At 49.2% G+C, this 17,866-nt stretch carries 4 protein-coding genes and 1 riboswitch; all 4 genes read right to left on the bottom strand.

Translation table 11 applies throughout. From position 1 onward, the window contains the following. Positions 1-259: 259 nt before the first annotated feature. Positions 260-1,663: a sodium:alanine symporter family protein gene (locus DW720_RS04495; RefSeq protein ID WP_118742869.1), complete on the bottom strand. Its 1,404-nt coding sequence runs from the start codon at positions 1,661-1,663 to the stop codon at positions 260-262. 149 nt (positions 1,664-1,812) lie between these two features. Continuing rightward, positions 1,813-1,917: riboswitch (glycine riboswitch) on the bottom strand. 120 nt (positions 1,918-2,037) lie between these two features. After that, the gene (locus tag DW720_RS04490; RefSeq protein ID WP_107000467.1) at positions 2,038-3,021 is read right to left on the bottom strand and encodes a hypothetical protein; all 984 of its coding nucleotides are present in this window, start codon (positions 3,019-3,021) and stop codon (positions 2,038-2,040) included. 142 nt (positions 3,022-3,163) lie between these two features. Next, entirely contained in the window at positions 3,164-16,759 is a 13,596-nt protein-coding gene (locus DW720_RS04485; RefSeq protein ID WP_118749292.1) for a prealbumin-like fold domain-containing protein, read from the bottom strand. A 59-nt stretch (positions 16,760-16,818) separates the two neighbouring features. Then, positions 16,819-17,763: a hypothetical protein gene (locus tag DW720_RS04480; protein WP_118742871.1), complete on the bottom strand. Its 945-nt coding sequence runs from the start codon at positions 17,761-17,763 to the stop codon at positions 16,819-16,821. Positions 17,764-17,866 lie beyond the last annotated feature (103 nt).

Raw genomic sequence — 17,866 nt, 5'->3', positions numbered from 1 at the left:
AAAGTAGGGCTGCCGCCCAGCAAAAATATTTGCTAATGCGACAGCCCCTTTTTTGAATGCTTGTTTAACGCTCGCTTTTTACGCTTACAATTCACTTTTATCGTAACTGTTCAGTACCTTCACAGTCACACGCAAAAATCCATTAAAAATTGCCTACGGCAATGGGATTTTTGCCTGCTGGCCCATGTTTTCGTACGGTCAGCGCAGTAAATGCGCAGACCTACTGAACAGTTACCTTTTATCTTCTCTTTATTTGCTCTTACTTTTCTTCTGCAGCCCGATATGCCTGTGTCACATTTTTCGTGATCGCTTCCGCTTTCCGGTCAGCCGCCACAACCACATGACTCAATGCAAGTAATGCCAAAACGTTCGGAATAACCATCAGCGCGTTGAAGAAATCTGCCAGAGCCCATACTAAATTTACCTTTAACATAGAACCAATGACAATACAAATCACAACGATGAAGGAATAAACCTTTGCCGCGCCCTCGCCGAACAGATATTTCGCATTCGTCAGACCAAAGAAATGCCATCCCAGAATCGTCGAAAATGCGAAGAACAGCAGGCAGATCGCAATAAAAATAGAACCAAAGTTTCCAAAACTCTGCATGAATGCCGCCTGTGTCAGCGCTGTACCATCCTTGCCGGAGCTCATCGCATCCGTTGTCAGGACTGCAAATACGGTCAGATTTAAAATAACAAATGTATCAATAAAGACACTGATCATCGCACAAAGCCCCTGATGATGCGGGCTTTCTGCTTTCGCACGTGCGTGAGCATGCGGTGTGGAACCCATACCTGCCTCATTGGAGAAAAGTCCTCTCGCTACACCAAAACGGATTGCTTCGCGGACGGTGATACCAGCACCAGCACCCATTACCGCTTTCGGATCAAACGCGCCCTTGATGATCATCATAAATGCTGTCGGCACGTAATTGATATGAAGACCAATCAGAATCAGGCTTCCTACAATGTAAACGCCTGCCATAACTGGCACAACCTTCTCTACCACAGCTGCCAGACGTTTGGTTCCACCAATGAAAATGAATCCTGCCAGTACTGCCAGCACAAGACCGATCGTGATCGGCGGAATATTGATTCCATATACCTGAAATACCTCTGTAAACGCAGCACCGATCGAGTTGGACTGTACCATATTGCCCATAAACCCAAGTGCTAAAACAATAAAGATAGCAAACAGAGTGGATAATACCTTTCCAAAATTACCTTTAAATGCCGCCTTGATGTAGTAGACAGGTCCGCCTGTCACCTCACCATTTACCTCTGTTTTGTAGGTCTGTGCCAGAACCGCCTCGGAGTAGATGGTCGCCATTCCGAAGAACGCGCTCAGCCACATCCAGAAGATTGCACCCGGACCGCCGCCAAACAGCGCTGTCGCCGCACCTGCCAGGTTACCAGTACCAACCTGTGCTGCGATCGCCGTCATGATCGACTGAAACGGGCTCATTTCCCCTTTTTCATGTTTTTCTCCGTTCAGGCTGAAATGTCCAAACACATGCTTGCAGCCCTCGCCAAATTTTCTTACCTGGATGAATTTGAGACGAATCGTGTAATAGATGCCCGTTCCACACAGCAGAATCAGCAGAAGAAAACTCCACAGAAAATCATTGCCTTTGTTTACCAGTGTCAAAATCGTGTCCATTTTTTATCCTCCTCTATGTTTTCGTTACGATTCCGGCTCTTTTGTAAATCCGGGATCGAGTAATAAAATAAGAGCTGATACAAATCAGCTCTCCAAAGAGTAGAACATATGCATACAATAGAACTCATCCCCTGGTTCCATTGTGATTGGTTGTATGCCCTGTCCTTTTGCCTGAGAGATCAACGAATACCATGGACGTGCATCCGTCTTACACCTTCGGCGCTCCTTCTTGGAGACTCTCCAGAGTGTCCCTGCCTGACTGACCTTCGATCACTCGTCAGGACGGTTCAGTAAACAGGAACGAACTTATGTGAGGTATGCTATCACATTTCTTCTGCTTTTTCAACTGATTTTTATAAATTATACGAAAATCCTCAAAATATTACGGTTCGCGACACGTTTTCCCCCTTTTCATTAAACTGCTCATACTTTTCCCCAATCAAAAGAGAATCCATCTGCGGGTATGCACCATCTTTTAAAATATACGATGGAATTTCCCCTTCTGGCTGCCATCCCGGCTTTTTCCCTCCCCATTCTTCCCGGTTTTGAGCTGCCTCTGCCTCCGTCACTTTCCTCCATGCCGATTCTGCTGCCTGACCACGCTTTCCCTGCTTTGTCAAAGGAATCACTTTAAAATGATATACGCCCGCAGTCTGCATCAACGGTACAAAATCGTACTGTTCAGCACTCGTCCGATGCGGATGTCCGACACGCTTCGCATCCCGGTAAAGCATCACCAAATATGCCGAAGCCCCCGGCGCTTTCTTCCACCTGCCAATTCCTCTTTTCTCCCAGTCTGCTGCATCCACCGTTCCTATTATCTCTCCGGCATCCTGTAATTCGATCGTCAAAAGCAACGTAGTGCCATTATCTTTCCGAACTGCCTTGCTGCATACCGCGCCAAGCCCTGAAAACTGGATGTCCTCCTGGCGAAGGACGGAAAAAGAATCATCTGCGTCGGATTCCAGTTCTATTTCGTATAGAATTTCCGGAGCAGGTTCTTCTGCATGGATTTCTTCTATCTTTCGTTCTTCTAAAGAAACTTCTTTGGTACCTATATTTTCAGAGTCGGCTTGTATGCTCCCTTTATATTGTTCATTTTCTTTTTTTCCCACCTCTGCCCCATCCATCGCCGGTCCGCTTGCCGGATCACCGGAGATTCGTTCCACACCAGTGACGCTATATGCCCTGTCCCGGCTTTCCGCCTCCAAAACAGGCATTCCCATTTCATCCAGCTCTTCTGCTGCCAGCCGAATCCTGACCCGATCGATGGATGCTGCGGCAGCGGAGAAACATCCCGCAGCCGTCTGGCTCAGTACGGCTGCTCCGAAGAGCAGCCCTTTCGCCATCTGATTCATAAAATTCCTCCTCTCCCACTTTATGTGCTCTCGAAATCTTTCTGTGCTTGATTTTGTAAAATGTTTTTTGTTAGCCGCAAAAGCAAGTGCAGAAAAGACTCCGAGAGTACATCTTTCTTCTGTTCATTTTTCTCTTATTTTTTTACTCCTCCTTGCCCTTATCATTCCTCTCCATATTCTTTTTTATATTTTCCTCCTTTCTTAGCCGCTCTACGAGCGCCAGTCCAGCCCCAGCGCTCATACATATCAGTCCAATCACCAGTTTCCACTTCCAAATCAGTGAAATCACTTCATTCAGACGCTCTTTTTCGTCCTCAACCTGATAAGCACCTTCTACTTCCCAGGTGGCTGATTCTCCATATCCCATCTTCGGAAGCGGCTTCATCTGTCTGCCGTCGAGAACAATTTTCCCATCTCCACAGATCGACTCTGGCACATGAACTGTTAAATAGCCCTCTTTCAGATCTTCTATCACTTTCTTTGGATGTTCCGGCTGACCGTGTCCCGGTCGCCCCGGATTCTCCGGCTTCAAGCAGTCATACATCCGCACAACCGTCACCGTTCCGCCCTCTGAAACCGTAAATGAAACTGGTTCGGCTTTTTCGTAGCCCTCCGGCGCTTCCAGCTCTTCCAGAATATAGCGGCAGCCCTCCTTTAAAATGCCCTGTATGCATTTCTCCTTTTCTTCAGAAATCCATTCCAATATTACCTTTCCAGTCTCATCAGAAATCCTCAGGCGGGCACCTTTTACAAATTCGCTATCTCCTTTCTGCTCCCTCCATTTCCGCTTCTCCACCTGCACTTCCGTCGGCCTGTCATACATCTTCACCTGATCGACTCGACCGTCCAGTGATACCGTAAATGTCACTTTTTCTGCTTTCCAGTACCCATCCGGCGCTATTTTTTCTACCAGCACATAGTTTTTTCCAGCGTTTAACTTTCCTTTTATCACATGGGCGCCCCGATCAGATACCCACGAATCAACCAAGGTTCCGCCTTCCTTCTCCTCCCAGAGTTCCATCCGCGCCCCCGGCAGTTCCTTTTCTCCCGTCACACTGTATTTTGTGATTTCCACGTGCGTCGGCTTATCCTGCATGGAAATCCGCTCGACCGTTCCATCCTCGGAAACAGTAAACGGAATCTCTTCCGCATACGCAAATCCATCCGGCGCTCCCGTCTCGCGCATTATATAACTCTTTCCCGGTGTCAACGTTCCAATTATCTCATGAGGATGATCCGCAGAAATCCATGATTCGATTACATTTCCAGACTGATCCAGAATCTCTATCTGAGCACCCGGAAGCTCCGTTCCGCCCAGATCTGTCTTTGAAAAGACCAGCTTTGTCGGGGAATCTATCATTCCAATTCCATCTATCTGTGCATCGTCCCCCAGAGAAAAAATCATCTGATTCGACTCCACCTCTTCCGTTTCTCCACCGTCCAGTTCCAGCAGTTCAACCAGGCGGTATCTATTCCCACGTTTGAGCACTTCGCGCACCGACCGATCATTCTGATGAAATTCCCAGAGCGCTGTATTTCCCTGCCGAGAGGTTCGTCCCGTGCTTCCTGTACTCTTCCACTCGATCGGCAGTCCATCCGGAGTCTGTGCCGGAACTTGTGCCCGAACCTCATAGTTTGTGCCCCACGGCATTCCTGTCAAAACAACCGATTCGCCACAAGAAAGCGTCAGGCTTCCTCCACTTCGCAGCGTTCCCGATTTAGAACCTGTGTACGAAATCAAGCCTGGAAGCTCTTTTCCCTCCGCATTCTTTAAGTATAACGTATATGTTATATCTACCTGCCTTAACAACGCCGCAGCAGTTCCCGTCACCCGCCCGGCGATAGCAATTGCGCCCGGAGATAGAATTGGATGGAAGGATTCATAGCTTTTGCCCGTTTTTCCCCATATCGTTGCCGTTACCGTCATACCAGAATGATTTTCCTGTCCGTTTTCATTTATATGCTCTCCAACCAGAACAGCCACCCGCAAAATGCCTCCTGATCCGGCTGCCACATTCTCTATATTCCAATACCAGGATTCACCTATTTGTTCCGCTCCGCCCATCGAAGCCGCTGTCATTAGTTCACACCCAGCTGGAATTTCCAGTCCAATCTTCATATTTTCTTTTTTATCTGACTGGTTCCGATATGTAATTTCATATACAATTACACTTCCCGGCAGCACCGCTGCTCCGTCTTTTCCAATCGTGGAAACGGCGCGGATGCCACAAGGGTCGCTGTATTCCGGATTTCGTATTTCATGGATATATCCCAGGCCATCTCTGTTTTCCGGGATCCAGCTTTCCACTTCCCTGCCATCTGTCTCTTTCTGATGATATTCTTCCAGACGATACCTCGTTCCTTTTAATGTTCGAAGCGTCAGCGGATAATGTCCGTTCTCATCCCAATTCAGACGGAATGTATTTTTTCCTATCGTCCGGCGGCTGCCGTCACTGAACTCAATGATCTCCCGCAGTTCGAAACGATGTCCTTCCGCCACCCCCTCTTTTTCACATTTTTCTCGTTCCAGATAAGGCACAGAAGCTTCCATCAGTGAAGAAAGTACAAATTCTTCCCCACTGTCCAAATCCCACAGAGTTCTCACCAGACGAAGCGCTTTTCTTCCCTGCACCTGCAGAGACGTTATGCTGTCAAATAAACCGTCTGCTGTCTCTGTCTCCAGCGCATTTACACCATCTCTGGCTGCGTTAATCCCCCTGCCTGTATCTGACACCGTGAAAATCATCGGTTTCTGCACAGTGTATCCATCCGGCGCTTCCAGTTCTTTCAGAAGATACGTGTGCCCGGCAATCAGCTTTCCTTCTATCACGTGTGTTTTCCCATCGCAGATCCAGGTTTCCAATGCCTCACCCGCTTCAGTGTACACACCATCCAAAAATCCCGCTTCATACACTGCCAGCTTTGCTCCTGACACAAAGAGACCCGTATCGAAATCCAGCTTGGAAATTTTGATTTTCGTTGTTTCATTCGGCACCGTCAGATTATACGTTAGCACCTCGCATTCCTTCTGATCTTCCATCAGCACCTCGTACACGCGCGGAATAAGTTGATATCCATCCGGCGGCATCGTCTCACGGACTTCGTAATGGTACGGAATCCAGCTTCCATTCCCCCCTATCGTTCCGATTGGCAGCAATGGGCTTTCCGCCTGACCGCTCTCGTCTGTCTCCATCTGAACCTTTTCTCCCGTCTCTCTGTTTTTCACTTCAAACACCGCACCTGCCAGTTTTTCCTCTGGCTTTCTCTCATCCACCTTTTCAACCCGAACCCGTCCCTGTTTCAACGTATTAACTGCTTCGATTGTCTCCCCCGAAGCAGCCGCCACCGTAAATTTCTTAGGTTCCATGAGGCGATAACCTGCCGGTGCCGAAAGTTCCACCAGATAATACACTCCATAGGCAATCGGAGAAATCCGATGCGGCTTCCAGTCCCCTGCCTTCCAGCCTGCCGGAATCTCCTGTTTTTCTGCTTCTTCCTCTGTAAATTTTCCATCCGATCCAGAAATCCAGCGTTCCACTAAATATTCTTTTTCCTGCATCAGGCTTCCATCCTGTGCCGCCCGGAAAACAGCAAGTTCTGCGCCTGCCAGATAAATTGCCTCTTCGGATGCCTCTCCTGAGCTTCCCAGCTTGGAAATATAGACAGACTTTGCCCTATTTTCCAGCCCGTAAAGCTGAATTTCAGCAGTTTCTTCGACAATCACCGGCTTCGGTGCTGCTTTCTGATAGCCGCTTGGTGTTTTCGTCTCCACCAGAACGTAATAGCCTTTCTTTCTGTTCGAAGCCAAATCATTTTTCGTCGGATTCAGCGGTAAATAATCAATCCGGTGAATCCCATCGGAGGTATCATAACTGACCAGAGTCCCCTCCGTCTGGTAATTCCAGCGGAAATCATAGCTGCAGCCTGCTTTTCCATCCGGCTGCAGATTTTTCGTTACCTGAACAAGCACCTGCGAACCATTTCCCAGATTCCAGAGCTGACGCACTGATTCGCCCTGTTCTGTCGCCGTTTCTTCCTGTTTTTCAGCGGTATATCCACACCATGCAACCGTGTTAAACCTTGTGTGATATTCTGCATACAGCTCCTGATAGCGGGTTGCAAAGCTGTCGCTTCCTTGGCTGTAGGCTTTCGCATCTTCGGTCTTCCAGCTCGTCACCCGTTTTTCCCGGTCATAGCGCGGTGTTCCATCCGCTTCCATGACAATTCCATTTTCATCTGTCACTGCCTCATACAGGGTCAGCTCCGCCGCATATGCATTCGGCAGACATTCTTTTTTTCCATCCTTCTTCTCATATTTGAAAAAGGCGGTTTTTATATGATCTTCCTGCATCGTGATGAGCTGCAGCTTAGAAGTTTCCTGGATTTCCACCTCCATTTGATTTGTCAGATATCCCGGAGGCGTCTCTATCTCCTCGAGAATATAATCGCCTGCCGGAATCCCCTCCCATGCCATTGGCGTCTTTCCGACGGTCCATTTGGCAGTCACTGTCTTTTTCTGGTTTCTCTCATCTAGTACCGTCCAGTTCGCCGGAAGTTCCCCTTTCTTTTCCAGATAATACCCGGACGGATGTGTTTCCAAATCATCACTCGCAACTCTTTTTGCTGGATAGAGCGCTAACACGGCTCCTTCCACACTTGAAAACGTATAACCTCCTTTTCCTTCCTCCCAGGTCTTAGAATCCGATTCGTTCAAAATGTGATCATAGTCCCGGACTGGCTGCTGATATTGTTCTGGCGCGTCGATCTTTTCGATCTGCACCGTGATCGGGCGGTTAGTAAGGCGCAGCTCCTGTACCTCACAGGTTTCCTCTACCGTAAGCCCTGTCGGCATCCGTTTCGCATAGCCGGATGGGGCGCGTGTCTCCTCTAAAATATACGTTCCCGCCGGGACGCGTTTTAAAACATCCACCTGCCCATCTCTGATCCGTGTATGGAACGGATCGTTTGGCGTTTCATCCCCGGTTATCCAGCTGTTTTCCATCAGATACGCCTCACCCTGACGGTGGTACAGCGGTCGATCATCTTCCCGTTTTTCCGGATCATTTCCAATATCATAGAGTGCTGCCTTCAACTGCAGATCCCATGCATTGGCATTGTAAGCTCTGAGAAGATCGCTGTATCGGTAACGCACATAATCGCCATCCCGATCATAAACGGGATATCCTTTAATATAGGTCTGAGCGGAACGCTGGTAATAAACCGGCAGCCCATTTTCATTCAAAACCGGATTGACATGGGGCTGCAGCAGACCTCCGTCATATGTTCCAATCGTGTACTCCTGTTCCGTATCAGCATACATCGTTGCCACACGACCGGTCTTTATCTTATCCCTGGCAATCACATTTCCATAGTGATCCTTAGATACCTGGATCGCCCACACCAATGTTTTGCCGGTTTTTTCCTCCGTCACATATGCCATTCCCGTGTACGGTTCTACCTCGCTGTCCCGGCTTCCGTCTGATGCCAGATGATAGAATTTTGTCCCAGACGGAACGTATTCAAACCGCCTTTCTTTCCGACTGTACGCCAGTTTTTCATAGCTGGGGCTTACAATTTCCAGAAATGGAACACCGTCTTTCATCGCATAGATCGGTTCGCCGTCTTTTGGACGCACCAGTTCGCCCTTTTCGTTATAGGCATACCGCACGCCCCGGAGTGTCGTAAATACCTCCAGAGCCCCGAGATCGTAATATAAAATGTCTGTATCTTCGCGTTCAACCCACTTGAGAATCCATCTGCCTTTCCCCTGGTCGTTGAACCGGTCATCCTGCGTATATCGTGTATAATTGTTATTTTCTCCTTTGTTATCTTCCCCCTCTTGTTCTTTATCCTTCACATACAGAAGCCGGTTTCCCGCATAACCTTTCTGCACATACATCCGGATCACATTTCCAAACGAATCGCGCACCACATTGACACCGGCATACGCCCGATCCTCACTGTCCCCGTTCTTCTTTACCTCGATCGCATCATACAGGCACATCGATGCACCTGGAAGATAGCGGTTGAGTGCGTGCGCCGTATCTGGAACCCGATGCCAGATCGCCTTTCCAGTAAAAACCTGATCCTCATAAATCAGGTCAATCCACTCCCCGGCTTCCTGTTTTGCCCTCAGACTATCCAGCCAGCCCTTTGACCACCCATATCCAAGGAACGTTCCCGACGCATTGTACGCCAGTTCCAGATTTTCAAGACCATAACGGTTCGAAAGCTCGGTCAAAGTTCCCTCTCGCCGATCGCTCAACTCAAACAAAATCTCCTTTTCCTCCTGTTTTACTTTCGCGATTTCCAGCCGGATCGGCGTATTTCCTACATAAATCCGCGCCACATCCCCCCGGTCCTGCGGCTTATTGCCATTTGGCTTCGTTCCATCCGGATTCTGGACTGCTTCTCCGTTGCTGCTTATCCGGGTTACCATTTCTCTATACACGGCAGCTGCCACCCGCTGACCGCGCTCTCCGTCCCGATAATACGTCACTTCATCCGAATACACTTCCACCGCTATCGGTTTCGTTCTCACGTATCCTTCCGGTACAGATAATTCACACAACACATAGGCTCCTGCTCCCAGCGGCTGCGGCGTGATCAGATATCCTGTATTCTGGTTGGACGGCAGAGTTTCCCCCAAACCACCAAAATCCTGCAGCGTCGAATAAACCCGGAATGTGCCCGTCCGCGTCCCAAAGGCATCCTGCATCACCACCTGATCGGTTTCACTGCAAATCGGAGTTCCTGCCGGGATTATGCCTGTATATTTTCCTGTATAAGGTGCTTTCCAGGGGTATTTTGACGGAATTAGCGTTTTCAAATCAACCGGCGCGATTTTCTTTGCCCCCATTGCCTCCAAAAATTCCCGGCTGGCTGTCACCTGTGTATCTTTTTCATAAAACTGCACCTCCCCCTCGCTGTACTTCGACGTGTCCCGGCTGGCGGCATAAATAGCGAACACCGCATCATCATGCAGAATATTCTCTCCCGTCTCCGAATCTAGTTTTTCAATCCGAAGCTTTGCAGCATAAAACGTATTCCGGTATTTTCCATCCGCGTAGCCGGTAAATCCCAACGCATCATAGGCAGACTCCGCCGCCGGTTCTGTCACACTGTAAGGCACCAATCCCTGAAAATACCGCCCGTCAAACCCGGTCAGCGCCCCGGTGATTGTCCTGACATGATCTTTCAGATAAAATCCCGCCGGATTGTTATCATCCGTCTTCTCTCCATACGGATATTCCACTGAATCTGCCCACCCTGCCTGCTCTGAGACCGAACCATAGCGGTAATAGCTTTCTACCTTCTCGTTGCTCCGGTACCGGCTGTTTGCATTTTCAGACCGATAAATGTCCTTGTACGGCGCCATTTCCCTCTGAGCGGGCGAAAATCCGCTGTAGTCATAGCTTCCGCCTGGATAGGAGATCGTTCCCTGCCGTTTATCCGCATCCAGACCATACTTATAAATCTCATAATTTCCATCCTGTCCATGTGCGCGGATCACATATTTCCTCAAATCCGCCTGATTCGTATCTCCCCACTCTTCATTCATCCGGATCTGATAGTTCGCCGCCAGCGTTTCCGGCGATGCCGAGGCGTCATATTGATAATCCGCTAACTTTTTTTCCGGAGATACGAGGTTTCCACCTGCCTCATAAACCGACGGGACTTCTATTTCTTTCGGCTGGTCGATCCGATAATGCTGGTTTTTGAAATCTTCCAGTGCTCCCGAATACGGCTGCTGCTCGACTGCCACATAGGTTCCGTAAGGAAGGTATTTCGAAACGCCATAATAATAACCTTCCTCGGATTTTTTTAATTTTTCTGCTGACAACGTTGTTTTGTCCCGATCGGAACCTCCATTTTCCGCGCTGTCCCACTCAATCGCGTATAAATCGTCCAAATCATAGGAGAAAAACGGCTTCAAATATTCCTCTGCTTTTAAAATTGCCTGATGTAATGCTTCATCATAGATATAATCCGGGTAGCCTTCCTGTCCGCCCGATGCTTGAATGTTCTGCTTCTTTACCTCATCCTTCAAATACCAGTCCATCGCAAACTGACGGACAGCATCCGACCGTTTTGCATTTTCTATGGCTGCTTCTGACGTACGGCTCTGGTTCTGTATCGCCGCATTGTTATGATGCACCGGATCTTTTATTTCTCCGCCACCGGTTCCAAAAATGCCCGTACGGATCCACGCAAACGGCTTAAAGGATGTATCTGCTGCATCTGCCCGCTGCCATTTATCCCGGTTCGCCACCGCCATCGCATCGAAAAATTTCTCATACTGATAGCCGGAAACTTCCCGTACCGCTCCCGCTCCATCTTCCTTGGTCCGCATGACCGTCTCAAGAAGTCTTGTATATCCCTGATTGACCTCTTTCGAATCCGCGATCTGCCCGTCTTTTCCATATTCGTACAGACGTTCCTTTGCCGTCACTGCGCTGTCCCAGACATTGTTATTGACGGAACCAGCCGTCTGGGAATCTTTTTTATGAGTTACCTGCGTGAAAATTTTCTGAACCGGAGCAAAGGATTCTCTAAGCAGTGGAAAATTCTTTTTTACCTCCGGCAACGAGACGACTTCCCCATCCCGGTTCATCCACACGATTTCGCCATCCGTATTTCGGTACAGACGTTCCAGATTGGATTTCAAATAGAGTTTAAAGCGGAAATTTGGCAGTGCTGAAGCGACATTTTCGTTTCCTCCCTCTTTTTCCGTAAACAGATCGGTGTGCCCACTTTCCGCATAAGTGTTATGTGCATAGGTGCCCTCCGATGTCGTCGCTATATTTTTGACGATTTTTATCTTCTGGCGGATCACTCGCTCCAGTACACCCAGCGGTTCTTTCCTTGTCCCGGCATCCTGATAGGTGGTCTCCTGCCCCGGGTACGCCAGTGCCACCGGGACCACATAGGAATCATCCCCTGTCAAGCCAGGACCTCCAGAATCGACATATGCCTTTGCCCGCGCCTGTTTTATCCACGTGTAATAGCTGGAACTGTTCATCTGGTGGCCGGCAAAGAAACCATTTCCAAGCATTGCGGCTTCTTCCTCGTTCAGTGTAACCTTCTTCTCTTTCAATACCGCCTTAAATCCCAGCTCTTCCAGCACGCCTGCATTTGTTTTTTTCACGCCAAAACTGTCGGTAAAATTCGCGTTGACCCGCAGTATGTATCTCCCATCTGCATTCCGGGCTGCTGCCTGATGAACCCATTTTGTCTCCGTTACCTCCCGCTGCTGTGTTTCTGTCTTTTCCCGGTAAACAACTACCTGGATCGGCTGCCCATCCGCATCATACGGAATTTCCCCGGTTTTGTAATAGACATTTACCTCATTTTCCTTCGGAACAATCGTACCATCTCCCTCAATCACAGCATCTGTCTGCAAAAGTGCCGACGCCATCACCTGATTTCCAGCGGTAGTTTCCCTATAATCAGTATACGTTCCAAATGCGTCCCGACCTCGATTATTTGAATATGGTATATACACATAACGCGGACACATTTCCATATTCTCCGGCAGCCACTCTGCCCGGTGAAAAATCAAGCTGTCTTTCTCCGGATCACTTCCCAGTACCATAAAATTTTCCGGTATTCCTAAAATTCCTGCATATACCGTAAATTCAAACGAATCCGAATACTCTTGCACCGCGTCCAGACCGCCATAGCTGATATATGGATGGGTATGATAAAAATCCAGAATGGAAGTGATCACGTCTCCCACTGTTATTGAGATTCCATCTTTTGTTTTCGGCACCGCAATCGTCTGGACTGGCGAACCATACACCGTTTTTTCTGCCTTTTCTCCCGGTGTCACACCGCTGACGCCGTACACGTCCCGCTCTCCTTCCCGGACGCCCCGGTCAAATACGCCGGTATAGATACTGGAATATGCATTTTCTCCTGCTCCCGGTGTCCTCGGTGTTATTTTCGCATGTCTGCGGAGTACCCGCTCGGCTTTCCCTTTCAGATAACAAAAGTCATCCACATCAAATATCTTTGCCAGCTTGTCCGCATTTTCTTCCTCGGTCATTCCCGTTTCTGCCTGCAAAAGAACTGATTCCACTGTCTCCGGCACAAGTTCCTGCACCCGGACCTGGCGCATCCACCCCGCCGCATACTCAATCGGAACTTTTTTATTCATCGGCGTGCCATCCGCATTGTACTTTGGATACTGATAGTCGTTCTCTGCCACTGCCAGTTCCCCGGTATAAACTTTTTCATACTCACCTGTCCCAGCTTCCACCGAAACCGTTCCTTTTCCCTCGTCTTTTCGATAAAAGCTCACGCCCTCCGGCAGCCCTGACACCACAATCTCATAAACTCCCTCTTTCGTGTCCTTTGACTCTGCCGAAAAGAAAATTTCATTCGTGTCAGCTCCGCCATCGCCTGCCTGCTCTTCCCCATACATCTGCATGGAAATATGGGCATATCCTTCTCCCGGTTCCAGGACCGCCGCCTCCAGATCCTGTCCCAGGTTTGTAACTGCGTGAAGTTTATTTCCAACCGAAAGTTCAAAGCCCTCGGATCGGCTTAATTCCTTGACATAATATTCCCCCATCAGAAGTGGGCGTCCAATCCAGGCATTCCCATTCTTTGACGTATTGTTATAATAAATCCGCTCCCAGGCTTTATCTGCCGTATAGTCATCGATCGCCGCATCTTGTGTATACAGATTTCCCGGCGCTTTCTTTCGCCATCCATCCGCTGCATCCGCAATCGACCCTTTCGAATAATCATAGGTTCGCCCCGGCGCCTCTGTACATGCCAGAAACGAGGCATCTCCATTTTTGTCTGTCGTCGCCACCGCCACCAGATGATTGGCCCGGTAAACTACCCCTGTTTTCCCATCCGGATGCAACAGATCTTCTGCTGCAAACAAGCCATACACTGCGCCTTCCAGCGTTGCATCCCCCTGTGAGTCCCCAAGCGCATTGTAAGACTCATTTTCGCCCTTTTTCAGATCCAGATCCTTTTTATTGATATGTACCTCGCCCTCTGTCCGGTGATCGTAGATCCTCCAGGCATCTTTCTCGCCGTCTGCCCCATTGCAATGGCTGAAATTGCCAGCACTTCCCGGCTCTATCGCTGAACCCACACTCGCGGAAACAAGCGCCGATTCATAGGCTGGGAAAAATAGAGACTCTGCTGCCGCACCCGCCAGTGTTTCCGTTCTTTGTGACAACTGAGGATTTTGATATAACAAAGAAGGTGAATGCCAGCTTGTATAAAAACCTGCCTCGGTTGTCAATAAATCTGAGCCGGTTGCTATATATCGCCGAATACTTTCACGTTCCGCTTTTTCTGCTTCTTCTAAATCATCATCCGCTTCATCAATAAACACAAAACCTTTCTGGACGCGATTTACCAGATGGTCCGAAATAGATACTTTCAGCTCCGAGGCAGTTGCGTCCTTCTTCTCCTGTGTCAATTTTCTGCCTTTTTCATTTATGTCCTGTTCGTTTTCACTTGTCTTACTCCTATTTCTCCCCGCTTTGCTTCCTGTATCTTGCGGTTTTTCTCCTATCTCCGCCTCCGACGGTGTCGCTTTCCCCAGAAGGGCTGCATCCAATGCCGTAAACAAAACGATCCGCTGCGGCAAAGCACGCATTTTTAACGGCCCTGGAAATACAGGACTCTCCCCCAGAAAAGCCGCTAAATCTTCCCGGATTGTCCAGCCAGACGCACTTCGACGCTCCCAGCCATTTTTTCCAGAAATTCCTGTCTTCCCCGCACTTTCTCCATTCTGATTTTCGGAAGCCTCTCCGATGCCCTGACTCTTTCTCACACTCTTCGTTCCCAGCACCACATCACGCGAATATCCGCCTCCAAAGGCTGCATTTGCCCCATGCTCAGATGCATCGGTTGTGATAATCTCAATCGGCAGGTCATCTGCATGTCCATCATGCAGAATATATCCATCCCGCGCTTTAAATTCTTTCCAAGTATAACTGTACTTCATGGAAATGAACTTCTCATACGTCTGCCCACAGTCCTCCTGGCAGCCAGACTTTGCATACGAAGTTTCCCCGTCTGCCCCTGTCGTCGGTCCCGCATCGGGTGTTTCTCCCTCGGAGCCGCCGTCTGACGCGATACCTTCTATCTCCCCTGCATCGACCTCCTCCATTATCCAGTGGAAATGGACGCCCTCAAAGTCTCCGCCCGCCTTTCCTTCACATTCCTCTTCACACAAAAGCCAGCTATTTGCCAGGCGGATATTTTCTGCCTGCGCCGCCTCAATCTCATCCTCATTGATGACTTCTCCCTCTTCGTCCTCCTCTTCCTCTGGAACAGGTACAAAGGCCGGTGCCGGATGACCGTCACAGAACGTCTTATCATAGTGATAACCGTGTTCCACTGTCTGGGAGGCGTAGCCATCGCCATCTGTTACCACCGAACCCGCTTGTCTGAAACCATCCCAGAGAACCGGCTCATCCTGATAATGACTGGCATATGGTTCTCCGCCCTCATACAATTCGGCAGCTCCGTCCCGCTCAGTATTTACCCTGTTTTTATCGTCAAAGCGCTCAAAGAAGCCAAACCGCGCCCCTTTCAGCGCTTTCCCTGTCTCATGATCGTATTTATACATCTGCAGATTATAGGTGGAAGTAAAATCCTCTTCATGCCTAAATACCTCAAACTGAATGCCTCCCTGCTCCGGTACCGGGGTTGGATCGCCCGCCAATGCAGCAAAATAATTGACCGGAACCATTCCGAGCTCCATCCATGCCATCCGCTGATGAATCCACGGATCACTTTTGGCAGGCGTTCCGCCTCCGTGTGTCCCCGAACAGGTCACACACTCCCAGATTTGAAGCGACTGGTCAATCGCCTCCTCCGCCGAAGCATATCCCCCGCCGCCCGAAGCGTATGGGGTTCCTTCCACCCGGAAACGAATCAGGGCTTTCGACGGTTTTGGATTTGGATTTTTAAATACAATCTGCGAGTCGGTTTTTGTATACGTCCATCCATCGGTCGGAACCGGACTGAATGAAACACCGTTATTGTTTGAAAATTCAAGCGGTACAGAACGGATAAAATCCCAATCCGAGCCATCCGGCGCAAACGACAGCGTCAGAGTCGCCGCATCTACCTGTTTTGCCGTTCCCAGCGAGGTGCTGGAAGCTATCACATTTGGAATCTTTCCGCCGCCGACACCGGTATTTTCCTTTCCGCTGCCTCCGCCAGACAGCATTCCTCCCATTTGCATGTACGCCTCACTATTTGACGCAGCTGCCTCCAGCCACGGATATTTTGCCCGCACAGCTGGAACATAGAGGATTGTTTTCAGATCTTCCTCGGACACCATCTTGATAATTTCCGGTTTTCCCTGCGCTTTTGCTGCCACATTGATCGCCCGGATAAATGTATTTGCCTTTTCATCCCCCAGCGCTGCTCTGAGCGAGAGCATCGCCCAAAATACATATTTCTGTTCCTGACTGCTCAGCGGAACGGATGCCTGGGAGGGACGGTGTGCTTCATAGAGATCCCCTTTTTCTGCAATTCCCCAGATCGCATAACCGCCCTTATCGATACAATAAAGCTTGTGTCCCAGCAGCGTATCGCCATGGGCTGTCGTCAGTGTTGTCTGCTGACCGCTCGCAGGTGCCGCTTTCGCCGGAAAAACCGGGAATCCTGGCAAAAAAGCCATTCCTCCCAATATAATTGCCAGTACAAACGCCATCCCCCGTTTCACATTCTCTCTGTACCGATACTCCCCCATAAACTTCCTCCTCATTTTTACTGCCCGCGCCCCTTAACACCGGCAGTCCCTCGTTTTCTTTATTTTTCAGTTCCCCAAACTGATTTCAGTAGCGAGATAATCCCCGTTTCATACTCCTGTCTTGGTATTTCCTGTCGTCCCCACTTTTCTTCTATCTGCCCCATCGGTGCCTGTATTTTCTCCCAGGCAGCCTCGGAAATCGTCCCCTCTCCCCGCATACTCAAGGTCAGCGCCAGCACATTGGCAAGACTGTCTGGATCCGCTTCATAGTCCTTTCTTCTCTGCTCCCGCTCCTTATTTTCATAGCGGTAAAACTCCGTCTCAAAGTCAACCGGGTACGTTTTCGCATTTGAAAATAGCGGCAGACTGGAGGTCGGATCCGTCGCATACCACTGTGTGCCGATCCGCACCAGGCACGCATCATGGAGATATTCCGGCGTGTAGGTCACACACTCCAGCCCTACGATCCGGCATAGGAACTGAAATTCTTCCGCGAAATCCCGGCAGACGCCAACGCCTCCTTCCAAAACCGGGAAATCCTTTGCTTCTTCCGGTGAACCGTAATGATTCTGGTTAAAGCCTCCCTCTCCGTTTGCAATCCGGTTATGCACATACAGAAGACGCGTTTTTTCATCCGAATGAAGCCAGTCAAAGCTATTGACAAATTTCTGCAGTTCCTCGAGCGAAGCCCAGCTATAATTTGCTTTCGGTTCCCCTTTCGTATTCCACCCTGGATTTGCTTCCCCCGGATAACGGACTGCCTCTTTCAGGTAATATTCCGGATCGGTGATCTCTGGGTGCTGCTCTGAAAAAATACTTCCATTTCCATAAAAACTCATCTCTCCATTCTGCCACTCCCATATCAGGCTTTCTGTGTCCTTCCATTCACCGCCATGCGTCCCCTGATTGCCCGCATAAGCGCTGAAACCTCCGGCTGCGATCATGGCTGCTGCCAGTACGGCTGTACATCCCGATTTATTGGTTGTTTTCTTATCCTGTTTCATTTTTTATACCCCCATTTTTCATTCTTTTTGTCTCATTCCACTTCATTTTTATGGAAAAAATCCCTCCTTTTTCCTGTTTACCTCTGTTTTCTTCTTTCCTCCT

Source organism: Clostridium sp. AM27-28, from assembly GCF_003480955.1.
Lineage (GTDB): Bacteria > Bacillota > Clostridia > Lachnospirales > Lachnospiraceae > Otoolea > Otoolea fessa.
This window is presented reverse-complemented; position numbering and strand designations above follow the sequence as displayed.